The sequence below is a fragment of the Nocardia sp. NPDC057668 genome, from assembly GCF_042799795.1.
Lineage (GTDB): Bacteria > Actinomycetota > Actinomycetes > Mycobacteriales > Mycobacteriaceae > Nocardia.
Map to the genome: position 1 here is coordinate 147,394 of NZ_JBHVIC010000008.1, position 20,729 is coordinate 168,122.

The 20,729-nt window shown below is 67.6% G+C and carries 25 protein-coding genes; 9 read left to right on the forward strand and 16 right to left on the reverse strand.

Annotated elements, in window-relative coordinates:
• Positions 1-27: 27 nt before the first annotated feature.
• Together ACFVBH_RS36735 and ACFVBH_RS36740 are read right to left on the reverse strand one after the other, a co-directional pair.
• Positions 28-453, reverse strand: a complete 426-nt coding sequence (locus ACFVBH_RS36735) for a hypothetical protein (RefSeq protein WP_379008948.1) — start codon at positions 451-453, stop codon at positions 28-30.
• Between the two features lie 575 nt (positions 454-1,028).
• On the reverse strand, positions 1,029-1,943 hold the full coding sequence (locus tag ACFVBH_RS36740) for a pentapeptide repeat-containing protein (protein WP_379008950.1): 915 nt from the start codon (positions 1,941-1,943) through the stop codon (positions 1,029-1,031).
• Between the two features lie 220 nt (positions 1,944-2,163).
• On the opposite strand from ACFVBH_RS36740, the gene ACFVBH_RS36745 reads away from it, so the two are divergent.
• Positions 2,164-2,529 (forward strand): hypothetical protein, encoded by a 366-nt coding sequence (locus tag ACFVBH_RS36745; protein ID WP_354990569.1) that lies wholly within the window; start codon positions 2,164-2,166, stop codon positions 2,527-2,529.
• Between the two features lie 189 nt (positions 2,530-2,718).
• The gene (locus ACFVBH_RS36750; protein ID WP_379008953.1) at positions 2,719-3,189 is read left to right on the forward strand and encodes an NUDIX hydrolase; all 471 of its coding nucleotides are present in this window, start codon (positions 2,719-2,721) and stop codon (positions 3,187-3,189) included.
• A gap of 83 nt (positions 3,190-3,272) precedes the next feature.
• Here the strand turns inward: ACFVBH_RS36750 and ACFVBH_RS36755 are convergent, their stop codons facing one another.
• The gene (locus ACFVBH_RS36755; RefSeq protein ID WP_354990571.1) at positions 3,273-3,800 is read right to left on the reverse strand and encodes a hypothetical protein; all 528 of its coding nucleotides are present in this window, start codon (positions 3,798-3,800) and stop codon (positions 3,273-3,275) included.
• 202 nt (positions 3,801-4,002) lie between these two features.
• Between ACFVBH_RS36755 and ACFVBH_RS36760 the strand changes: the two genes are divergently transcribed.
• Complete coding sequence (locus ACFVBH_RS36760; RefSeq protein WP_379008956.1) at positions 4,003-4,290, forward strand: hypothetical protein; 288 nt, start codon at positions 4,003-4,005, stop codon at positions 4,288-4,290.
• 146 nt (positions 4,291-4,436) lie between these two features.
• On the opposite strand, the gene ACFVBH_RS36765 is transcribed toward ACFVBH_RS36760, so the two are convergent.
• On the reverse strand, positions 4,437-4,961 hold the full coding sequence (locus ACFVBH_RS36765; RefSeq protein WP_354990573.1) for a hypothetical protein: 525 nt from the start codon (positions 4,959-4,961) through the stop codon (positions 4,437-4,439).
• A 228-nt stretch (positions 4,962-5,189) separates the two neighbouring features.
• Here ACFVBH_RS36765 and ACFVBH_RS36770 point away from each other — a divergent pair, with 228 nt between their 5' ends.
• The 3 genes from ACFVBH_RS36770 to ACFVBH_RS36780 all read left to right on the forward strand — a co-directional run bounded on the left by ACFVBH_RS36770 (position 5,190) and on the right by ACFVBH_RS36780 (position 7,175).
• Positions 5,190-5,717 carry a monooxygenase family protein gene (locus tag ACFVBH_RS36770; RefSeq protein WP_354990574.1) on the forward strand — a complete coding sequence of 176 codons (528 nt, stop codon included), beginning with the start codon at positions 5,190-5,192 and terminating at the stop codon, positions 5,715-5,717.
• Positions 5,718-5,920: 203 nt separating this feature from the next.
• The gene (locus ACFVBH_RS36775) at positions 5,921-6,601 is read left to right on the forward strand and encodes a low molecular weight phosphatase family protein (RefSeq protein WP_379008959.1); all 681 of its coding nucleotides are present in this window, start codon (positions 5,921-5,923) and stop codon (positions 6,599-6,601) included.
• Positions 6,602-6,812: 211 nt separating this feature from the next.
• Positions 6,813-7,175, forward strand: coding sequence for a hypothetical protein (locus ACFVBH_RS36780; protein WP_354990576.1), 363 nt, complete (start codon positions 6,813-6,815; stop codon positions 7,173-7,175).
• 72 nt (positions 7,176-7,247) lie between these two features.
• Here the strand turns inward: ACFVBH_RS36780 and ACFVBH_RS36785 are convergent, their stop codons facing one another.
• The 12 genes from ACFVBH_RS36785 to ACFVBH_RS36840 all read right to left on the reverse strand — a co-directional run bounded on the left by ACFVBH_RS36785 (position 7,248) and on the right by ACFVBH_RS36840 (position 18,745).
• Positions 7,248-8,123, reverse strand: coding sequence for an acyl-CoA thioesterase II (locus tag ACFVBH_RS36785; RefSeq protein WP_354990590.1), 876 nt, complete (start codon positions 8,121-8,123; stop codon positions 7,248-7,250).
• 45 nt (positions 8,124-8,168) lie between these two features.
• Complete coding sequence (pyk, locus tag ACFVBH_RS36790; protein WP_354990577.1) at positions 8,169-9,590, reverse strand: pyruvate kinase; 1,422 nt, start codon at positions 9,588-9,590, stop codon at positions 8,169-8,171.
• A gap of 90 nt (positions 9,591-9,680) precedes the next feature.
• On the reverse strand, positions 9,681-10,349 hold the full coding sequence (locus ACFVBH_RS36795; protein ID WP_354990578.1) for an amino acid ABC transporter permease: 669 nt from the start codon (positions 10,347-10,349) through the stop codon (positions 9,681-9,683).
• Between the two features lie 28 nt (positions 10,350-10,377).
• Positions 10,378-11,130 carry an amino acid ABC transporter substrate-binding protein gene (locus ACFVBH_RS36800; RefSeq protein ID WP_379008963.1) on the reverse strand — a complete coding sequence of 251 codons (753 nt, stop codon included), beginning with the start codon at positions 11,128-11,130 and terminating at the stop codon, positions 10,378-10,380.
• Positions 11,131-11,281: 151 nt separating this feature from the next.
• Positions 11,282-11,767 carry a TM2 domain-containing protein gene (locus tag ACFVBH_RS36805; RefSeq protein ID WP_354990580.1) on the reverse strand — a complete coding sequence of 162 codons (486 nt, stop codon included), beginning with the start codon at positions 11,765-11,767 and terminating at the stop codon, positions 11,282-11,284.
• Positions 11,768-11,838: 71 nt separating this feature from the next.
• Positions 11,839-12,987: a prolipoprotein diacylglyceryl transferase gene (lgt, locus tag ACFVBH_RS36810; protein ID WP_354990581.1), complete on the reverse strand. Its 1,149-nt coding sequence runs from the start codon at positions 12,985-12,987 to the stop codon at positions 11,839-11,841.
• Positions 12,988-13,074: 87 nt separating this feature from the next.
• Positions 13,075-13,329 carry a hypothetical protein gene (locus ACFVBH_RS36815; protein WP_379008966.1) on the reverse strand — a complete coding sequence of 85 codons (255 nt, stop codon included), beginning with the start codon at positions 13,327-13,329 and terminating at the stop codon, positions 13,075-13,077.
• Between the two features lie 65 nt (positions 13,330-13,394).
• Complete coding sequence (gene trpA / locus ACFVBH_RS36820) at positions 13,395-14,195, reverse strand: tryptophan synthase subunit alpha (RefSeq protein WP_379008969.1); 801 nt, start codon at positions 14,193-14,195, stop codon at positions 13,395-13,397.
• Entirely contained in the window at positions 14,192-15,493 is a 1,302-nt protein-coding gene (gene trpB / locus ACFVBH_RS36825) for a tryptophan synthase subunit beta (RefSeq protein ID WP_379008971.1), read from the reverse strand. Before trpB ends, trpA begins: the two co-directional genes overlap by 4 nt.
• Before the next feature lie 8 nt (positions 15,494-15,501).
• Positions 15,502-16,320 carry an indole-3-glycerol phosphate synthase TrpC gene (gene trpC, locus ACFVBH_RS36830; protein WP_379008974.1) on the reverse strand — a complete coding sequence of 273 codons (819 nt, stop codon included), beginning with the start codon at positions 16,318-16,320 and terminating at the stop codon, positions 15,502-15,504.
• 149 nt (positions 16,321-16,469) lie between these two features.
• Positions 16,470-17,207, reverse strand: a complete 738-nt coding sequence (locus tag ACFVBH_RS36835) for a TIGR02234 family membrane protein (protein ID WP_354990586.1) — start codon at positions 17,205-17,207, stop codon at positions 16,470-16,472.
• A complete protein-coding gene (locus ACFVBH_RS36840) occupies positions 17,204-18,745 on the reverse strand; it encodes an anthranilate synthase component I (RefSeq protein WP_379008979.1) in 1,542 nt (513 codons plus the stop codon). Before ACFVBH_RS36840 ends, ACFVBH_RS36835 begins: the two co-directional genes overlap by 4 nt.
• Before the next feature lie 317 nt (positions 18,746-19,062).
• Here ACFVBH_RS36840 and ACFVBH_RS36845 point away from each other — a divergent pair, with 317 nt between their 5' ends.
• The 3 genes from ACFVBH_RS36845 (at position 19,063) to ACFVBH_RS36855 (ending at position 20,625) form a co-directional block, all read left to right on the forward strand.
• Positions 19,063-19,281, forward strand: a complete 219-nt coding sequence (locus ACFVBH_RS36845) for a hypothetical protein (protein WP_354990588.1) — start codon at positions 19,063-19,065, stop codon at positions 19,279-19,281.
• A 176-nt stretch (positions 19,282-19,457) separates the two neighbouring features.
• Positions 19,458-19,916 carry a peroxiredoxin gene (locus tag ACFVBH_RS36850; RefSeq protein WP_354990589.1) on the forward strand — a complete coding sequence of 153 codons (459 nt, stop codon included), beginning with the start codon at positions 19,458-19,460 and terminating at the stop codon, positions 19,914-19,916.
• 109 nt (positions 19,917-20,025) lie between these two features.
• The gene (locus ACFVBH_RS36855; protein ID WP_379008983.1) at positions 20,026-20,625 is read left to right on the forward strand and encodes a permease; all 600 of its coding nucleotides are present in this window, start codon (positions 20,026-20,028) and stop codon (positions 20,623-20,625) included.
• The last annotated feature ends 104 nt before the right edge of the window (positions 20,626-20,729 follow it).

The window sequence follows — 20,729 nt, forward strand, 5'->3', positions numbered from 1 at the left end:
GCCCTCGACGAATTTCACCGATCAGCCTCAGAAGCGCAAGAGGTCTTTCCGCGCTGGACACAGGCCGTCATTCGCCGCCGTCGCATACTCATCCCACAGATCAAGCACACCATCCGCGATCTTCTCGAGATCCTCCCGCTCGACGGGTATGTTCTCCGCCGGACCTTCGTCCGACCGAGTCCTCTTCTTGGAGAAGTGCATCAGGTGCCGACTTGCGATCAGCCAGTAGCGGTTAAGGCGGGCATCCCGAGCGGCATCCGTCGATCGCGTCCAGCCCGGCACCAAATCAACAGCGCTGAAATCTCCTGATTTCGCTGGCCTAATCCCCAAAAACTCGATCATGGCCCGTACATCCGCGAAGAAAGCCTCTACAGCGGCCTGTTGGAGTACCGGGGAAGTTTCCGGCCGGTAGACCTCACCCGGAAGCTGATTGATCAGCGCGGCCACCTTCATAGCCTCCAACATGCGTGAACTCCGAACACTCGGGAACGCCACTTCGACATGTGGCACGCGCTGATTCGTCACGTGCACAGTCTCGCAAATCTTCGGTGGCTTCGCTCAACCTGCTGCAGCGTGTGGATCTGACTGTGATCGACCTACGTTTGTGTTTAGCGCCCCTCCAGTCTCAAAGGCGCATTAGTGTCAGCTTCGCTGATCGACTCCGTCCGCCCTTGCCCACGGAAGCCTCCACGCAAGAAGGGCGGCCCTGCGGGGCAGTCGAAGGCCAGCCGACCGTTGACGCACTCCAGTCAACGCCAGTGCCAAAATGTAGTTCAGACACGACAAAACGGCTGCGGGTCGGCACTCTCCTACCCGCCGACTGGATCGATGGTCCGCAACCGTCCGGAACTCGTCCGACGCATACCAACGAACCCGTTACTCAAAAGGGCGTGTGAGCTCGATTCCCACACTCGGCACCGACGGTTGAGGGGCTTGTCCGGCTGGCTGCCGGACAAGCCCTTTGTCGCGTGGGGCGCTAACCGCCGTCAAAACTGTTCTGTGCCAAACGAGTATGGGTCGGGCACACGCTAGGGGGTGAAGCCCTCCGGCCACAACGTCGAGGAATCGAACCGCATGTGGCCGAAGGAGCCACCCCGGTAGGTGGAGAGTTTGTCGGTGCGACGCTCGGAGGGGTCGTCGCTGATACTGGGCGACAGAAATCCGGCAGAGACCTCTGCGGGGAAGGCGAATACCGTTGCCCGCACGTCGGCCCACCGGAAGTTCGTGTTGTTCAAGTTCGCGTCCACCAGGAACGCGCCTCGAAGATCCGCTCGGCCGAGGTCGGCACCGTCGAGATTCGCGACCGATAACCGGGCGGCCTTCATGTTCGCGTCGAGAAGTCGCGCACTCGACAGATTAGTCTCCAGCAGGGACGCCGATTCCAGTTGGGCTCCCTCCAGCATCGCGCCGGACAGATTGGCGCCGCTGAGTAGCGCCGAGGTCAAGTTCGCATTGTCCAGCAGCGCGCCTTGGAGATTCGCATTCGCGAGCGACATACGAACCAGGCAGGTGTTCGACAGGTCGAGCGACTCGATTCGTGTCACTTCGCGCCGGCCGATGACGGTCAGCACCGCCTGGACATCCGTGGGAACCTGCGCTTGGGGATCTTTGCCGCACGCGGTGGTGTTCGGCGCGTGGGTACGAACGAACGCGCTGAGCACCTCGAAGATCTGCGGTCGATCGTTCGGCGAGTCCTTCGCGAGCCGCTCGAGCAGATAGACACCGCCCAGCCGCACGTCCAGCTTCTCGTTGCCGAGCTGTTCGATCGCCTTGGCGAAGCGATCGGTGATGGCCGTCTGCCGAGCCAGGCCGGCTTGGTCGCTGGTCGCGCGCAGCGACTCGTTGGTGAACCACAGCGCGGCCAGCGCCGCGACCGTCGTCACCATCGACGCCAGTTTCGACCAGCCGCCCCAGCCGAAGAAGGCGCGGCTCGCGCGTTTCACCCGGGTTCGGCGGGTGGCGGGCGGAGTCAGCGAATGGACACGATTCAACCGGCGCCGCGCACCGGTTGCCCCCGTTCTAGAGATCACCGGTAGATGGTTACCAAACCTTTTGTCCCGCCGCTCTGTTCGTTTGACCGGGGGCGGGTATCCCGTACCATGTGCCCGAGCCACGGGCCGACGCGGAGGAACCCGCCCCGCCGGTGTGGTTCGAGGGAGAGGTATGAGGGTCGAGCAGTCCAGCGACGGCGTGGTCGAGATCAGCGGTTCCGCGGAGGAGCTCGACGGGTTGGCGGCGGTCGTCGCCCGGGGCGCGGGGCGCTTCGTGACCGAGGAGATCACCGCGATCGAGGTTCGCTCCGACGAATCCCCCGGCCTCCTGGCCGAAGTCGACACCCAGCGCCGCGTGCTCCTGCTGTCCGGCGACCGCGAGAGCCGCACCCGCTTCGCCGATTCACTCGCCGCCGTGGTCGCCATGAACACCGGGCAGCCCCAGCGCATCGAGTACGGCAAGGACTCCGACTACCTCCGCAAGGACTCCGCGCCCCTGCTGCTCAACAGCCCCCGCGCCGCAACTCCTCCCGAATAGGACAGTCCCACCACCGCATTCGGCCGAACCGCCCACGGACCCGCACCCGAGTGATATGCACGTGTACGGAGATATGACGCCGCGGTCTTCGGAACGCGCCCGCGGCGGCCGCTCCGACACGAGCTCGTTCGAGATGTGCGCGCGAACACCCCCGGGAGAACGCGCGCCGGTATCCGAAGGAGGTGGGCCATGGCCACGATCGAGTACTACAACGACCCCGACGCCCCGGCGCCGAACAGCATTGTCGCGGCCGCAACAGCTTTCGTCCGCGACGCCCGGGATCGAGTGCTACTGACACAGCGCGCGGACAACGGGCTGTGGATGCTCCCGGGCGGCGGCCAGGAGTTCGGCGAGTACATCGCCGCGACCGCGGTGCGCGAAACCCGCGCGGAAACCGGGATCGACATCTACATCACCGGCCTGGTCGGGATCTACACCAACCCCAACCACGTGCTGTCCTACCCCGACGGCGAAGTGCGCCAGCAGTTCTCGATCTGCTTCCGCGCCGAACCCCGCGGCGGCGCGCTACCCGCCGCCCCCGGATCACCACGGGTGAGCTGGGTTTCACACGCCGACCTGAATGGCCTGGCGATGCACCCCTCGACCCGCCTGCGGATCAAACACGGCTACGCCCGACTCCCCGAGCCCTACATCGGCTGAACGCCGCGATACGCGGGCATCGGGCGTGCACGCCCGGCGACCACGGCGGGAATTCGGGCGTGGCCGCGATGATCTCGGCGGGATCAGACTATTTCGAGGTCGTAGGTGGCTTCCACCCAGAAGCCGCCGGGTTCGAACTCGCCGCCGAGGGTCAGGACGTAGTTGCCCCGGGGGAGGTTGTCGAGGGTGCACCACAGGCCCCAGGCGGTGGCCTTGAAGGTGCCGGAGTAGTCGAAGGGGCTCGCGGCCGCCGCGTGGATCTTGAAGGGGGTCGCGTTCGTCACCTCGAGGACCGGGAGGGGGACGCCGTTCAGGTCGGCGTGGCCGGAGGCGGTGGGGATCACGGGGACCCGTTTGTCGGTGGTGAACAGGCCCGTCCTGCGGACCGGGCGGAGCATGTTGAAGGCGGGGAAGAACAGCGGGCGGCCGTGCGGGACCGCGCAGGTGCGGCTGACCTTGCCGCCGAACGTGCCGGCCAGGAACCAGACGTCGGCGGGCTGGCCCTCGGCGGCGTGCTCGCCGGTCTCGTCGACCACGGGATTCTTCGCGACGGGGATGGACAGGGCCCACTGCCACCAGCGGGCGGCGTACTCGACCTCGGTGCTTGCCATGCTGCGACCTGCCTTCGACTCACAATCCGGCGGCCAGAATAGCCCAGGGGGATGAATCGGATGAATCCGGCAGATTCTCCGACTGACCAGGGTAAATGCCCGGGCCGGGCGGCGCGGCGAGGACCGCGAGCCGCGGACTCCCGCACCGGGGACCGCGGAAAATCGGATGCGCGGAACGGCATCGCCGATATTGGATACGCCTATGACATTGTCGCGTAAGGGAACTCGAATTCTGACCGTGAACGATCAGCGCTACCGCTGGACCGTCTCGGCCACCGATCTGCCCAGCCTGCGTTTCGTGGTGGAAGCCGCCGAGGGCGCGGCCCAGCGCATGGTCGTGCGGGTGGGAGCCGTCGAGACCGTCAGCCCGCGCATGGTCGCCACGGCCGTCGAAGCCGGGCTGCGGGCCGGGTGGACACCGGACGCGCGCGGGCCGGAGCTGCACTACCGGCTGACCCGGGGCAGGCTCGTCGCACACGCGGCGGCATGACCGGCGGCGTGCGCCGAAAGACCGGGATCACGTTGCGGCACAACGCATTTCGGGACGAATCGCGCCCGGGCTACGGCCCGGGCGCCACAACCGGACGATCCGCGATCACCCGAGCCACGCCGGCTCGGACCGCGACCGCGCCGAGCTCAGTCGATCGGATAATCCACGGGATCGGGCGCGTCCCCGCCCGCCCCGGCCGCCGCCACCTCGTCCCGCGTGAACGTCAGGTGCGCGCGATTGCCGAGCAGAATGCGTAGCAGATCCTCGAGCATGTCCAGATGCGCCACCCGCGAGGACTCGAGCAGCTGATCGATGCGCTTGGACGCGCTCTTGACCCGCAGCCCCGGCTCACCCGCCGCCTCCAGGGAACGCAGTAGCAGCCCGGCCTCCAGATTCCCGGGCGTGCGCAGCGCCAGCGCCGAGTTCACGGTCGCGCGGAAGTGCATGAACAGCACCGTCCCGCGTGGGATCTCGACCATCTCCTTCATCTCGAGCTTCAGCTCGTACAGCTCCTCCAGGGTCTCCAGCAGCCGCTCCCGGTGCGCCCGCAATGCCTTGTTGTAGGCGGAGCTGTCCTGGTGATACCCGCCGATCGAATCCGACCAGTCGGCCCGGGCCAGCACATAGGCCTCAGCAAACTCCCGCAACCCGTACTCAACTCGCCTGTCCACACGCCGTACCCTGCCAGAGATCCCCCACCACCACACGGGTATTCGCCCCGAGCGGGCCTCGATTACGGCGTTGTGCCGCCCGGCCGCGCCGCCGCCCGCCGTCCGGCGCCGCCCGCGACCGCGAACCGGGCGGGCAAATGTCCGGCCATGGCGTTCGAACCGGATCGGCGGGATAATCCGTATATCCCCGACAGGGTCGGCGTACGGCCTCGGCGATGGAGGTCGCGCATGCGGGTCAATCGATTGACGGCGGATCTGTCCGAATATCCGGATCTGGTGATGATCCTGCTGGGCATGCGGGTGCATCGACCCCGCGGCATGCTGCGACTGCTGGGCGTGGGCCCCAAGCTCTACCGTTCCCATCGCGACCGCCCCGACGGCCTGCTGAGCCACGAGGACGTGGTGTGGTCGTTCTTCCCGCCGCACTGGGGCGCGCGCCAGTACTGGCGGGATCTGGAGAGCCTGGAACGCTGGACCCGCTCCGAACCGCACCGCGTCTGGTGGCAGGAGTTCCTGAAGGACTCCGGCGGCACCGGCTTCTGGCACGAGGCGTACTTCGCGCGCGGCGGGATCGACTCCGTCTACGACGACATGGCCGCACCCAGCGGACTGGGCCGTTTCGCGCCCGTGGTGCCGGCGCGCGGGCGGTTGTTCTCGACCCGGGACCGGGTGCGCGGGGCCGCGCCGAAGGTCGCCTCGGTCGTGACCGAAAAATCCTATTACGGTTCCGGCGCAACCGAATCCGACCGGAGTTGACGGATCACACACTTGATTTGCTGGGCGAAAACCAGCATGCTCACATTCCAGGGATATGGACACGCACTTCCCCGGCCCGATGAATACCTTCGCGCGAACGCGAAGCGACCGACATTCGGCCGGTGGATGAACTTCCCGGATGAAAGGTGTGATTCGGTCACACAGCCATGTTCGGCACGCGAAACCGCGCCTAGGTTGTGCCCATGCATGTGCTCTTCGTATGCAGCGGAAACGTTTGCCGGTCCGTCATCGCCGAGCGCCTCACCCTGGCGGTGGCGGCCGATCACGGCCTACGACTGACCGCCGAGAGCGCGGGCGTCCGGGCACTGGTCGGGTTCCCGGTGGAACCGCTTGCCGCGCAGACCATTACCGGCCTGGGGGGCGACCCGAGCGGTTTTCGCGCGCGCCGGTTCAAACCGGAGATGGCCGACCGCGCCGACCTGATCCTCACCATGACCGACAAGATCCGCGACCAGGTGCGCGACACGGCCCCCGCGGCCTTCCCGCGCACCTTCACCCTGCTCGAGGCCTACCGCATCGCCAAGATCAGCGGCGCCCGCACGATCGCGGGCCTGCACGCCGCGCGCGACGATCTCGCCTATCCGGGCCGGGAGAACATCGCCGACCCGGTCGGGCTGTCACCGAAGGCGTTCTGCGAGGTCGGCGACCGCATTGCGGACGCCCTGGTGCCGCTGCTGCTGGCCCTGCACGCGCACGAGCACCCCGGGGCCACCATCCACCCCCGTACCGCCGCCAGTGACGCCGGCGCACCCCGTCCCACCCTGCTGGTGCTGCCCGGCGGCCGCGCACAATCCGCCCAGGTGCCCGAATTGCCCGAGCAATCACGGCAACCGGCCCATCGCGCCATGGAATCGGCCGGGTAAGAGCACATTCCGAATCTCGGGGCCCCGGATGTGTTCCCATTCGCGGTAACGAGGATTACGCTGAGTCCTGCGTGTCAATCCACCTGTCTGCCCCATTGGTCCGTTCAAGGATTACACTGCCCCGCGGAACCACACCGCCGATGGTTCCTCGACACAGGAACAGGACTCAGACATGCCGAAGCGAATTTCGGATGTTTCACTCCATGTTTTCGTGACACCGCAGACCCTCCACCGCGTCACCGAGACGGTGTGCCGCGTCGTGGACGAGTACGTGGACGATCGCGACATCTTCGCGTGGCGTTTCACCCTCCCAGTGGAGTGTGACGACCCCACCCATACGGTTCTGGAAACCCAGTGGCGCCTCGACCACCCCGACGCCGAACCCGGTGACCGCCGCACCTACGAGATCGCGCTGAGCCTGGTCGGCGAAGCGCGTCAACTCACCAAGGCCGGCATCGCGCGCCTGGAACAGCGGCTGGTCTTCGAGTTGTCCGCGGGCGAGCCGATCCCCTACATCGCGCACGCGCTGCAACGCGAGAACTTCGAGCTCGCGGAGAACCGCGAACTCATCTGAGACGCGAATCAGGCCGCGCTCGGGATGAGCACGGCCTGGCTTCGAGTTCGGTCCGCGGCGCCGGTTCGGTCCTCAGCGCTTGGGGAAGTGCCGGATCACGCCTTCCTGCACCGTGGTCGCGAGCAAATCGCCGCTGCGCGAATAGAAGTGCCCGCGAGCCAGTCCACGCGAGCCCGCCGCGACCGGCGACTCGGTGGCGTACAGCGCCCACTCGTCGAAACGGAACGGGCGGTGGAACCAGATGGAGTGGTTCACCGTGGCGGCCAGGATACGATCCAGCCCCCACGACAGCCCGTGCGTGGTGATGATCGAATCCAGCACCGTGGTGTCCGACGAATACGCCAGCGCCGCAACGTGAATCATCGGATCGTCGGGCAACGCGCCGTCGGTGCGCATCCACACCCGATTGTGGTTGAGCTTCTCGCCGGTGCCCTTGAGGATCCACGCCGGGTCGTTCGTGTACCGCATGTCGATGGGATGCGGCGCCTTGACGAACATTTCGAGCTTGTCTTCCAGGCCCGCGAAAGACTCCTCCACGCGGGGCAGGCTCTCCGGGTCCGCGACGTCGGGCAGCGGCGTGCCGTGCTCGAGTCCTTTGCCCCAGTCCTGGAAGGCGGCCAGCATGACGAACAGTTCCTGCCCGTCCTGGTAGGCCGTCACCGTGCGATTGGCGAACGCGCGCCCGTCCCGGTGGCGATCGACCTGGTACTCGATCGGCTTCTTGGTATCGCCACCGCGCACGAAATGCGCGTTGACCGCGTGCACCGGGCGACCCGGACCCACGGTGCGGCCGGCGGCGACCATCGCCTGCGCGACCAGCTGGCCGCCGAAGGTCCGGCTCCACACCTTCTCGGGATGCTTTCCGATGAAGATGTCGGGCCCGTGCTCCTCGAGATCGAGCACGTCCAGCAGCACCCGCAGATCGTCGGACGGGGGGCCGGGATTCACCGAATCCGCTGCCCCGTCGACGGTTTCGCCTAGCGACGCACTCACCTAGTGGTCCTCCTCACCGATACGGTGCACGTGAATCATGTTCGTGGACCCGACCGTACCCGGCGGGGAGCCCGCCACGATGACCACCAGATCGCCCTTCTTATAGCGGCCGATCGACAACAGCGCGTTGTCGACCTGGTGAATCATCTCGTCGGTCGAACCCACCGGAGGAACGATGAACGTTTCCACACCCCACGTCAAGGCCAGTTGCGAACGGATCACCGCGTTCGGGGTGAAGGCCAGCAGCGGCAGCGGGGTGTGCAGGCGCGCCAGGCGGCGCACGGTGTCGCCGGACTGGGTGAACGCGACCAGGGCCTTGGCGTTGAGCCGCTCGCCGATATCGCGGGCCGCGTAGGAGATGACGCCGCGCTTGGTGCGCGGGACGTGGGTCAGCGGCGGCACCCGCGTGGAGGACTCGCTCTCCACCGCGTGCACGATGCGGGCCATGGTGCGCACGGTCTCGATCGGGTAGTCGCCGACCGAGGTCTCGCCCGAGAGCATGACAGCGTCCGCGCCGTCGAGCACCGCGTTGGCCACGTCGCTGGCCTCGGCGCGGGTCGGGCGCGAATTGGTGATCATCGATTCCAGCATCTGGGTGGCCACGATGACCGGCTTGGCGTTCTCGCGCGCCATCTGGATCGCACGCTTCTGCACCAGCGGAACCTGCTCGAGCGGCAGCTCCACGCCGAGGTCACCGCGCGCCACCATCACCGCGTCGAAGGCCAGCACGATGGCCTCCAAATTGTCGATGGCCTCGGGCTTTTCGAGCTTGCCGATGACCGGGACCCGGCGGCCCACCCGATCCATGATCTCGTGCACCAGCTCGACATCGGACGGCGAGCGCACGAAGGACAGCGCGATGAAGTCCACGCCCAGGTTCAGCGCGAACTCGAGATCCTCGATGTCCTTCTCCGACAACGCCGGAACCGAGACATCCATACCGGGCAGTGACACGCCCTTGTTGTTCGAGACGGGGCCGCCCTCGGTGACCCGGCAGATGACGTCGTTGCCCTCGACGCGCAGCACGGTCATACCGATCTTGCCGTCGTCGACGAGCAGGCGGTCGCCGGCCTTGGCGTCCTGTGCGAGCTGCTTGTAGGTGGTCGAGACGCGGTCGTGGGTGCCGTCCACGTCCTCGACGGTAATCCGGACTTCTTCACCCGTCGCCCAGACGGTCTTGCCCTCGATGAAACGGCCGAGCCGGATCTTGGGACCCTGCAGATCGGCCAGGATGCCGACCGCGCGTCCGAGCAGATCACTGGCCGCTCGTACCTTCTTGTAGTTCTCGGCGTGGTCGGAGTGTTCGCCATGGCTGAAGTTCAGCCGCGCCACGTCCATACCGCTCTCGACGAGTTCACGAATCCGGTCCTCGGAGGACACAGCGGGCCCGAGTGTGCACACAATCTTCGTTCGTCGCATCACACCCACAACCCTAGTCCTGTGCATATCGTCCCGCTGAACGGGCACACAGTGTTTCCCTGCCCGACGCGCAGCCTTCTGGCTAACTGCCGGTCAGCGCGCGACGTGACGGGCCAGCCGGGTCTCGAGGTGGGTCTGCCCGAAGCCCAGGATCAGGCAGATCACCCAGTAGTAGAGCGCGGCGACGGTGTAGAGCTCGAAGACGCTGAAGCTCGGGGCGGCGGCCAGCTGGGCGGTGCGGAAGAGCTCGGTTACCAGCACCGTCGAGGCCAGCGAAGTGTCCTTCACCAGTGAGATGAGGGTGTTCGACAGCGGCGGCACCGCGATGCGCGCGCCCTGCGGCAGGATGATCGTGCCCAGCGTCTGCCAGTAGGTCATGCCGACCGAATAGGCGGCCTCCCACTGCCCGTGTGCGACCGAGAGTATCGACGCGCGAATGATTTCCGCCGCGTAGCCGCCGACATTGAGGGTGAACGCCAGCACGGCCGCCGGGAACGGATCGAAGGTGATGCCGAACCCGGGCAGACCGTAGAAGATCAGGAACAGCTGCAGCAGCAGCGGCGTGCCGCGAATGATCGAGATGTAGAAACGCGCCGCGCCGGACAGCAACCGGTACTTCGACATCCGGGCCAGCGCCACGAACAGCGCGAGCACCAGGCCGGCGCTGAAACTGATCGCGGTCAGCGGCAGCGTCTTGCTGATCGTGGCCTCGAACATGGGCCACAGATTGGCCCGGATGAGCTCCCAGGTGGAGGCGTCCATTACGCGCGTCGTCCGGCCGCGGTTCCCGCTACTTGCTCACGTCCACGCCGAAGTACTTGTCCGAGATCTTCGCCAGGGTGCCGTCGGCACGCAGTTCGTCGAGTGCCTTGTTGATCTGATCGGTCAGCGCCTGGTCGTCCTTGCGGGCGGCGAACGCCTGCTTGGTGGTCTCGCCGGTCTTGCCCGCGATCTTGACGCTGGTGTCGTTCTTGGTCTTGACGTACTCGTTGTAGGCGAGATTGTCGTTGACGGTGGCGTCCACGCGCCCCTGCTTGAGCAGGGTGATGGCCTCGACGAAACCGGGCACGCCCTCGACCTTGCAGCCCGCGCCCTCGGCGACCTTGTTCCAGTTGCTGGTCACCGACTGCGCGCAGGTCTTGCCCGTGAGATTCGGCAGGCCGGTGATCGCGGAGTTGTCACTCTTGGTGACGATCACGCCGTCGGAAGTGGTGTACGGCTGCGAGAGCGAATACTTCTGGCTGCGTTCGGGATTCACGCTCACCTGATTGGCGACGAGATCGAAGCGCTTGGATTCCAGGCCCGCGAACAGCGAATCCCACGGGGCCTGGACGAATTCCACCGTGCGGCCGAGCTTGCCGGCCACCGCCTCGGCGACGTCGATGTCGTACCCGGTGAGCTTGCCGCCGTCCTGGAAGCTGAACGGGGAGTAGGTGCCCTCGGTGCCGATCTTCAGGACGTTCGGGTCGTCACCGCTCCCGCACGCGGTGAGCGCGGCGGTGGCGGCAACGGCGAGCACGGCGGCGAACAGCTTACGGCGCACGGGTGGACAACCTCTCTCGAACCAACAACCGACCAGTAACCGACAAAGGGTACGCCCGAAACCGACCAGCCGGGACAGTAGCCATCGTGCTGAGTTTAAAGGCCGGGTGGTGACGCTCCGGGGCAAGTGCCCGGCCCCGGAGCGGCGCGCGTCAATCCTTGAGCGGACGGCCCTGCGGGTCCGGCACCTTGCCGGTGAGGATGAGAATGCCGTCGATCAGCGCCCAGACTCCGAAGCCACCGCAGGTGATCAGCTGCAGCACACCGATGGTGGTGTAGCCCAGGTAGAAGCGGCCGATGCCCAGGGTGCCGATGAGCAGCTGCAGCAGACCCGCGGTCAGCTTGGACTTGTCCGAGTACGGCACGCCGTACACGTCGCGGCCGTACGGGGCCTCGGGATCGGCGCCGTAGGGCTGGCCGTAGGGGGCGGGCTGACCGTAACCCGGCTGCGGCGCACCGTAACCCGGCTGCTGACCGTACTGCGGCTGCGGTTGCTGGCCGTACCCCGGCTGCTGACCGTAGCCCGGCTGCTGCTGGCCGTAATCGGGCTGGGGCTGCTGCCCGTACTGCGGGCCCGTGCCGGGCTGCCCGTATTGCGGGCCACCCTGCTCGGGCTGCTTGGCGAATGGATCGGTCACTGGCAATCCTCCTGAATCACGGGCACTGCGCCCCCTTGCTGAACCCCCGTGCAGCTTCCACTACCCGATGGTCAGGAGTCATTCTTGCCTGAGTCGGCCGTTTTCGCCGCCTCTACCTCGACCGCCGGTGTGGAACTACCGGATTCGGAAGATTTATCGCGCTCGATCGCTGATTCGTTGCCGTCGGTAGCGGATTCGGGCTCGGTGTCCTCGGCGTCCACGGCCGGGGTGGCGTCCTTGCCCAGGGCCGTATCCTTGCCGAGCACGACCGCCTCGGCCGGGCCCGCACCGTATGCCCGCAGCTTCGCGAACTCCCACGGCCACGGCCGGATGACCTCTGCGCGCATCTGATCCGCGGTCTCGCGGCCCTTGGTCGCGAGCACGACGTAGGCGACGGCGCCGACGAAGACGATCACCGAGGTGAAGGTGTTGATGCGGATACCCGCGATGTGGGTGGCCTCGTCGTCGCGCAGCAGCTCCACGAAGAACCGGCCGAAGCAGTAGATGGCCACGTACAGCGCGAACAACCGGCCGTGCCCGATCCGGAACTTGCGATCGATGTAGACCAGCACCGCCACACCCAGCAGGTTCCACACCATCTCGTACAGGAAGGTGGGCTGCACGACCTTGATGACCACACCGCTCGAGGTGCCGTTCATCATGTCCGGGACGATCCCGTCGAAACGCTCGTAGATCTCCAGGCCCCACGGCACGGTGGTCTCGCGGCCGTAGAGCTCCTGATTGAAGTAGTTGCCGAGTCTGCCGATGGCCTGGGCCAGCAGCACGCCGGGCGCGACGGCATCGGCGAAGGCGGGCAACGGAATCCGGTAGATGCGGCAGCCGATCCAGGCGCCGATGCCGCCCAGCAGCACCGCACCCCAGATGCCGAGGCCGCCCTCCCAGATCTTGAGGGCGTCGATCGGATGGCCGTTCTCGCCGAAGTACTTCTGCCAGTCGGTGGCCACGTGATAGAGCCGGCCGCCGATGAGGCCGAACGGCACCGCGAACATGGCCACGTCCAGCACCATGCCCTGCTGCCCGCCGCGCTGCTGCCACCGCTTCTCACCCCACCAGATGGCGGCGATGATGCCGATGATGATGCACAGGGCGTACGCGCGCAGTGGGAATCCACCGATATCCCAGACGCCGCGGGGCGGACTGGGGATGTAGGCCAGCACGTCGGAGGCCGGAAGTCGATCGGCCAGGGCTCGTATGGTCACGCGCCCACCGTACTGGAATCGATCGAACTACCCGCTCCCCCGGGTTACGCGCCGCCGACATGCGGCCGAACAGAGTGATCGGCTCGGCTACTCGGAACGCCCGGCAGCTTCCGCGCGCCGCCGCTGCCCGAGGTCGGAGATCATGTTCATGATGCCGAAGACGCCGAGGGTGATCAGGATCAGCACCGGTATGCGGACCGTCTCGCCCCACCAGAGCACGGGCACGGCGAACCGCCCGACCCCGAAGATCACCGCGATCGCCGCCACCCGGGCGAGAACCATCAGCACGGTGGTCTTGTCCCACCCCGTCATCGAGCGCCGAATGCGCGCCAGCACAGCCATGCCCGGTAATACAGAACGGGACGCGTACCGAGTTCGATACGCGCCCTGCCGTTCTCGCTTCGTTGCTAGGAGGAGATGGGGGCGGAGCGTACGCCCAGCGCCAGCTCCTCGGTCAGGGTCCGTACCGCGGCCAGGCTCTCGCCCGCGGCGCTGACCAGCGCCGAGCCCACGATGACGCCGTCCGCGTAGGCGGCGATCTCCGCGGCCTGTGCGCCGTTGCGCACACCCAGGCCCACGCCGATCGGGATGTCCGAGTGCGCGCGCACCCGGGCGCACAGCGCGGGCGCCATGTCCGAGACCGCGTCGCGGGCGCCGGTGACGCCCATGGTCGAGGCCGCGTAGATGAATCCGCGCGACGCCTCGAGCGTCTTGACCAGACGCTCCTCGGTGGAGGACGGCGCGACCAGGAAGATGCGGTCCAGGTTGTAGGTCGAGGAGGCGATGAACCAGTCGTCGGCCTCTTCCGGGATCAGGTTCGGGGTGATGAGCCCGCACCCGCCCGCACCGGCGAGATCGCGCGCGAACGAATCGACGCCGTACTGCAGCACCGGATTCCAGTACGCCATGACCACGGCCTTGCCACCGGCATCGCTGATGGCCTGCACGACCTTGAACACATCGCGGACCCGCACGCCACCGCGCAGCGCCTGTTCGGCGGCGACCTGGATGGTCGGGCCGTCCATCACCGGATCGGAGTAGGCGACGCCGACTTCGATGATGTCGCAACCGGATTCGACCATCGCGACGCAGGTGTCGATGGAGCCCTGCAGATCCGGGTACCCGGCGGGCAGATAGCCGATCAGCGCCGCGCGATTCTCCTCGCGGCAGGCGGCGAAGGTGTTGGCGAGGCGGGACTGCTGGCTCACTGGGCGTTCTCCTGCGCGGCGTTCTCGGCGTTGTCGTCGAAGAGCCCGAACCAGCGGGCGGCGGTGTCCATGTCCTTGTCACCGCGACCGGACAGGTTCACCAGGATGATCGCGCCGGGGCCGAGCTGCTTTCCGAGCCGCAGCGAACCCGCCACCGCGTGCGCCGACTCGATGGCCGGGATGATGCCCTCGGTGCGGCTCAGCAGCATGAGCGCGTCCATCGCCTCGGCATCGGTGACCGGCTCGTACTCGGCGCGGCCGATGTCCTTGAGGTGGGCGTGCTCCGGGCCGACGCCCGGGTAGTCCAAACCCGCGGAGATGGAATGCGATTCGATGGTCTGGCCGTCCTCGTCCTGCAGCAGGTACGAGTACGCGCCCTGGAAGGCGCCGGGCCGTCCACCGGCGAAAGTGGCCGCGTGCCTGCCGGTTTCGACGCCGTCGCCGGCCGCCTCGTAACCGATCAGGCGCACGCCCGCGTCGTCGATGAAGGGGTGGAAGATGCCGATCGCGTTGGAACCGCCTCCGACACAGGCGGTCACCGCGTCGGGCAGGCGGCCGGTGAGCGCCTGGATCTGCTTGCGCGCCTCCATGCCGACGATGCGCTGGAAATCGCGCACCATGAGCGGGAACGGGTGCGGTCCCGCGGCGGTGCCGAAGCAGTAGTAGGTGCGATCGGCGTTGGTGACCCAGTCCCGCAGCGCCTCGTTGATCGCGTCCTTGAGGGTCTGCGAACCCGTTGTCACACTGACGACTTCGGCGCCGAGCAGCCGCATGCGGGCCACGTTCAGCGCCTGCCGGGCGGTGTCGACCGCGCCCATGTAGATGACGCATTCCAGGCCGAGCAGCGCGCACGCGGTGGCGGTGGCGACGCCGTGCTGGCCCGCTCCGGTCTCGGCGATGACGCGGGTCTTGCCCATACGCTTGGCCAGCAGGGCCTGCCCCAGCACGTTGTTGATCTTGTGAGATCCGGTGTGGTTCAGGTCTTCCCGCTTGAGCACGATGCGGGCGCCGCCCGCGTACTGCGCGAGATTGGCGCACTCGAACACCGGCGAGGGCCGCCCGGTGTAGTCGCGCTGCAGCCGGTCCAGCTCGTTCAGGAAGTTGGGGTCGATCCGCACCTTGTCGTACTCGGCGGTGACCTCTTCGATCACGGCCATGAGCGCCTCGGGCACATGCCGGCCGCCGTACACGCCGAAATGACCGCCCTGATCGGGCTCGTGGTTGCTCTTGTGCGCGACGCCGTCACTGGCCTTCGGCTGGTCGAGCGTGTTCTTACCCAGATCGTCGATTTGCGTCATCGGCTCTTTCACCGTCCCCGGCGAACCGGTTTCGGGCAGGAAGGATGGGTACCGGCGGTGACCAGTTCGGCCACGGCGGCGCGCGGGTCGCCGCTGGTGACCAGGCCCTCGCCGACGAGCACGGCGTCCGCGCCCGCCCCGGCGTAGGCCAGCAGATCCGCGGTGCCGCGAATGCCGGACTCGGCAATACGGATCACGTCGCTGGGCAGGCCGGGGGCGATGCGCGCGAACACATCCCGGTCCACTTCCAGGGTCTTGAGATTGCGGGCGTTCACACCGATCACGGTGGCGCCGGCCTCGAGGGCCCGATCCGCCTCCTCCTCGGTGTGCACCTCGACCAGCGCGGTCATGCCGAGCGATTCGGTGCGGTCGATGAGCGCGGACAGCACGTCCTGCGACAGCGCCGCCACGATCAGCAGAATCACGTCGGCGCCGTGCGCGCGGGCCTCGTGAATCTGGTACGGGCCCACGATGAAATCCTTGCGCAGGACCGGAATGTCCACGGCCGCGCGGACGGCGTCCAGATCGGCCAGCGAGCCGTTGAAGCGGCGCTGTTCGGTCAGCACGCTGATGATGCGCGCACCGCCGTCCTCGTACGCGCGGGCCAGTACGGCCGGGTCCGGGATATTGGCCAGTTCGCCCTTGGACGGGGAAGCCCGCTTGACCTCGGCGATGACGCCGATGCCGTCTTCGTGCAGCGCCGCCTTGGCGTCGCGCGGGGACTTCGCCGCGGCTGCGGCCTTCTTCACTGCCTGGAAGTCCAGGAGGGCTTCCCGAGCGGCCACATCCGCGCGGACCCCGTCGAGAATCGAGTCGAGTACCGTCATCTGGCTCGAATCCTTTCTGGGGAGACGGACTTGCTGCCTGAGAATCCCCCCAGGCGCTGTCTCACCGATGCTGATAAAGAGTAAATGGCTATGTTTCCGCCGCTGACGGCGGGTCTGGAACGGAGGCCGACGGTGGTCGAGCTTCCTGCTCAGCGCGGTTTGTGACCGTCGCCGGGGGTGCCCGGATCCCGGTGCGCGGCAGCGGTATTGCCGTCGTCGTCGGTGGGATCGGTGCCCGCGTCCAAGGCGTCCCACAGCACTCGGCCCGACAGGGTGGCGTCGGCGGGGTCCTGTGACGTGGATTCCGCGGCCCGTGTTTCGGCCTGGTGCTCGGCGACGCGTTCGGCCGCCTCGGACTTGCGGAAGACCGGATTATCGTACTTGCCCGACAGCTGCGCGGACTCCGCGGGCATGCGCGCGAGCAGCACGCCGGCGCCGAACGCGGCCACCGCGCCGAGCAGGGTCAGCACCGCGGGCAGGGTGCCGGTCTGCACCGATCCGGCGTGCTCCCAGTCCCGCAGGCCGGCCAGTTGCCCGGCCCGCTCGGCCGTGCGGCCTTCGCCCTGCAGCAGCGCGTACGCCGGGACCGCGGCCACCGCCGCGAGCACCGCCACCACCGCGCCCAGGGCCCGGCGCAGCCAGCCGCGCGCGGCGAAGACGGCCGCGATGGTGGCGACCAGCACCAGCGCCAAGGGGGTCAGCGCGCCGAACCAGGTGCCGCCGTCGAGATCGATGGTGCGCGGTTCACCGAGTTCACTGGTGACCTCGAGCGAGACCCAGGTCATCCGGGAGGACGCCCACAGCAACCCCGCGGCGAGCGCGAGCAAAACAACCGCGCCGATCGGCTTGCTCCGGGCCTTCCCCGGTTCGGGCTCGGCGTCGGTCATCGGCCGGCCCCGTCCGGGCGGTAGGCGCGCACGGTCTCGGCCGCGGCGATCGCCTTGAGCACGGCCATCGCCTTGTTGCGGGACTCGACGTCCTCGTAGTCCGGATCGGAGTCCGCGACCACGCCCGCGCCCGCCTGCACGTACGCGGTGCCGTTCTTGAGCAGCGCGGTGCGGATGCAGATGGCGGTATCGGCGTCACCGGCGAAATCGAGATAGCCGACCACGCCGCCGTAGATGCCGCGGCGGGTGGGCTCGAGCTCCTCGATCAGTTCCATCGCCCGCACCTTGGGCGCGCCCGAGAGGGTGCCCGCCGGGAAGCAGGCGTTGACCGCGTCCAGGGCGGCCTTACCCGGGGCAAGCCGGCCCGAGACGGTGGAGACCAGGTGCATGACGTGGCTGTAGCGCTCGATGTGCCGGTACTCGGTGACGCGCACGGTGCCCGGCTCGCAGACCCGGCCCAGATCGTTGCGGCCCAGATCGACGAGCATGAGGTGCTCGGCGTTCTCTTTCTCGTCCGCGAGCAGATCCTTCTCGAGCAGCAGGTCGTCCTCCTCGGTGGTCCCGCGCCACCGGGTGCCCGCGATGGGGTGGGTGGTGGCCACACCGTCTTTCACGGTGACCAGCGATTCGGGGCTCGAGCCGACGATGGAGAAGGCGGTGCCGCCGGAACCGTCCGGGATGTGCATGAGGTACATGTACGGGCTCGGATTCGAGGCGCGCAGCATCCGGTAGAGGTCGATCGCGGTGCCGCCGTACTCCATTTCGAAGCGCTGGGACAGCACCACCTGGAAGGCCTCACCCGCCTCGATCTCCTTGATCAGGCGGCGCACGCCCGCGCCGAACTCCGCGGAGGTCCGCTGGCGGCGGAAGTTCGGCTCGGGGCTGTCGAACACCGAGACGGTGGAGTCCGCGGGCGCGGCCAGGTCGGCGGTCATGCGGTCCAGGCGGGCCACCGCGTCGTCGTACGCCTCGTCGACGTGGTCGTCGGTGCCGTTCCAGTTCACGGCGTTGGCGATGAGGGTGATCGCGCCCTCGTGATGGTCGAAGGCGGCCAGATCGGTGGCCAGCAACAGCACCATCTCGGGCAGTTCCAGGTCGTCGGTGGCCAGCACGGGCAGGCGTTCCATGCGGCGCACCGCGTCGTAGCCGAGGTAGCCGACCATGCCGCCGGTCAGCGGCGGCAGCCCGGGCACGCGCTCGGTCTGCAAGAGCCGCAGGGTTTCTCGCAGCGCGAGCAGCGGATCACCACCGGCGGGCGCGTCGGCCGGCGACTGCCCCAGCCAGGCCGCCTCCCCGTCCACCACGCTCAGGGCGGTCGGGCTGCCCGCGCCGATGAACGACCAGCGCGACCACGAGCGCCCGTTCTCCGCCGATTCCAGCAGGAACGTCCCCGCCCGGTCGGCCGCCAGTTTGCGGTAGGCCGAGAGCGGAGTCTCCGAGTCCGCCAACACCTTTCGAATCACCGGGACGACCCGGTGATCGGCGGCGAGCAGACGGAACTGTTCACGGGAAGTGGTGCTATTCGACACGCCGGACATGCACCCATCATTCCAGGCACCGAATCGGCCGGCGCGCCCCGCACCGGGTTCGCGCACCACCCGCGCGCGACGGGCCGCCGGCGGGCTCAGCGAAGCGTAGGCAAATTGAGACACAGCCTTGGTGTGCTCCGCCGCGAATACTCGATGCGGTCAACACCAACCTCGCGGCAATCTGCTCCTCGGACAGCGGAGAGAGCGCCACGCGATGTCCCATCGAGAGGAGTTCAACACAGATGTACCCCTCGCAACCGGTCGCTCCGGAGGGTCCCCGGCATGCAGCCCCCGGTCAGGGCTCGATGCCCGGCCAGGTTCCGCGCATGATGAATATGAACAACGGCGGTGGCAAGTACAGCGCCATCGCGTCGTTCGTGACGTACGTCAAGGCCCTGGAGGCGCTCGATCCGCGCAGCTTCCCGGACGAGTACGCCGAGCACACCGATCGGATTCGCGAGCTCAAGCCCTTCCTGCGGGCGCACGGCATCCTCGATGTCATGGACATCAAGAACCCGGAGGTCGCCGCGCTCATCGGCGTCTAGCCGCGTGCGTGCACCGACGTCGCGGACAGGTGTGGCCCGGCCCGCCGGGTGTGCTCGATTTCGGCGGTTCGCCGACAGTTTTTCCCATTCGGGGTTCGGCCCGTGCACGGATCAGGTGAGACCGGTCCGTGCGCGGGCCGATTCGCGTTCGCGCCGCATCCCGTAATCTCCTGCCCATGAAGGCAGGCCAGCTCGCACCGAACTTCGAACTTCCCGATCAGTCCGGCACGCTCCAGACCCTCGACGCGCTCCTCGCGAACGGACCGGTCGTGCTGTTCTTCTACCCCGCCGCCAACACCCCGGTGTGTACCGCCGAGGCGTGCCACTTCCGGGATCTGGCAGGCGAATTCAAGAATCTGGGCGCGTCCTGCGTCGGGATCAGCTCCGACTCGGTGGAGGTGCAGTCCGGCTTCGCCGAGCGGCAGTCGCTGAGCTACCCGGTGCTGTCCGATCCGGGTGCGAAGGTCGCCGCCGAATTCGGCGTCAAGCGCGGCCTGCTGGGTGCGATTGTTCCGGTCAAGCGCACCACCTTCGTCATCGATCCGGACCGCACCGTCGCCAAGGTGATCACCAGCGAACTGCGCGCCAACGTGCACGCGGACGAGGCGCTGAAGTTCCTGCGCGACCGCGCCTGAGCCACCCCACCCGGATCGCCCCCGGCGTGCGGCGATCCGGGACCCGGCCCGCGCGCGCCCCGGAGTGGCGCTGCGGGGCAGGCCGCACCGCCGGGCATACGCTGGCGCTATGACTACCACCGGCCAGGAGCTGCCCGCCGAGAGCAAGGGATCCTCGTTCCGCACGTGGCGCAATCGGATCATCGCGCTGGTGGTGACGGCGCTGGTGCTGTGGGTGTCGTATCTGATTCTGGCCGCGTTCATTCCGCGCTGGTGGGCCCAGCGCATCGCCGAGAGCGTGAGCGGAAGTTTCGCCAAGGGCATCTGGTCGGGTCTGCTCATGGGTGCGATTTGTACGGCGGTGCCACTTTTTCTGTTATTGCTGGCGGGCACCACGTGGCGCAAACGGGGCGGTCCGTTTATTGCGGGCGCATCCGCCGTTCTCGCGCTCGCCGCGGCCATCCCTAATTTGATGACGCTAACTATCGTTTTGGGCAACTCGAATGCCGCGCACGCCGGCGAGCGCATTCTCGACGTCGACGCGCCGGGATTTCGCGGGGCCGCGCTGACGGGCGCGATCGGCGCCGCGGTGCTGTTCCTCGCGGTGGCATTTCTCGTGCTGCGCAGGCGATTCCGCAAGAATCGCGCCGCGAAGGCCCGCGCGGCCCAGGAAAAGCAGAGCGTTGCGGTCGAAACCGCGCCAAATCCGCCGGAATCCGGCGCGTACTGATTTTCCCCCGCGACACGCGTGATCGATGTCACGTCATTCACCAACACCGTGACTGGTGAGCGAAATCGTGGCAAACTCTGATACGCGGGTGACTCGCTGTTGAT

What these genes read in the sequence shown, in the direction of transcription:
- ACFVBH_RS36845 (WP_354990588.1), top strand. Translation starts at nt 19,063, where the DNA reads ATGATGAATATGAACAACGGCGGTGGCAAGTACAGCGCCATCGCGTCG.
- ACFVBH_RS36840 (WP_379008979.1), bottom strand. Translation starts at nt 18,745, where the DNA reads ATGTCCGGCGTGTCGAATAGCACCACTTCCCGTGAACAGTTCCGTCTG.
- ACFVBH_RS36855 (WP_379008983.1), top strand. Translation starts at nt 20,026, where the DNA reads ATGACTACCACCGGCCAGGAGCTGCCCGCCGAGAGCAAGGGATCCTCG.
- ACFVBH_RS36755 (WP_354990571.1), bottom strand. Translation starts at nt 3,800, where the DNA reads ATGGCAAGCACCGAGGTCGAGTACGCCGCCCGCTGGTGGCAGTGGGCC.
- ACFVBH_RS36735 (WP_379008948.1), bottom strand. Translation starts at nt 453, where the DNA reads ATGAAGGTGGCCGCGCTGATCAATCAGCTTCCGGGTGAGGTCTACCGG.
- trpB (WP_379008971.1), bottom strand. Translation starts at nt 15,493, where the DNA reads ATGACGCAAATCGACGATCTGGGTAAGAACACGCTCGACCAGCCGAAG.
- ACFVBH_RS36770 (WP_354990574.1), top strand. Translation starts at nt 5,190, where the DNA reads ATGCGGGTCAATCGATTGACGGCGGATCTGTCCGAATATCCGGATCTG.
- ACFVBH_RS36775 (WP_379008959.1), top strand. Translation starts at nt 5,921, where the DNA reads ATGCATGTGCTCTTCGTATGCAGCGGAAACGTTTGCCGGTCCGTCATC.
- ACFVBH_RS36795 (WP_354990578.1), bottom strand. Translation starts at nt 10,349, where the DNA reads ATGGACGCCTCCACCTGGGAGCTCATCCGGGCCAATCTGTGGCCCATG.
- ACFVBH_RS36835 (WP_354990586.1), bottom strand. Translation starts at nt 17,207, where the DNA reads ATGACCGACGCCGAGCCCGAACCGGGGAAGGCCCGGAGCAAGCCGATC.
- ACFVBH_RS36850 (WP_354990589.1), top strand. Translation starts at nt 19,458, where the DNA reads ATGAAGGCAGGCCAGCTCGCACCGAACTTCGAACTTCCCGATCAGTCC.
- ACFVBH_RS36745 (WP_354990569.1), top strand. Translation starts at nt 2,164, where the DNA reads ATGAGGGTCGAGCAGTCCAGCGACGGCGTGGTCGAGATCAGCGGTTCC.
- ACFVBH_RS36750 (WP_379008953.1), top strand. Translation starts at nt 2,719, where the DNA reads ATGGCCACGATCGAGTACTACAACGACCCCGACGCCCCGGCGCCGAAC.
- ACFVBH_RS36815 (WP_379008966.1), bottom strand. Translation starts at nt 13,329, where the DNA reads ATGGCTGTGCTGGCGCGCATTCGGCGCTCGATGACGGGGTGGGACAAG.
- ACFVBH_RS36760 (WP_379008956.1), top strand. Translation starts at nt 4,003, where the DNA reads ATGACATTGTCGCGTAAGGGAACTCGAATTCTGACCGTGAACGATCAG.
- trpC (WP_379008974.1), bottom strand. Translation starts at nt 16,320, where the DNA reads ATGACGGTACTCGACTCGATTCTCGACGGGGTCCGCGCGGATGTGGCC.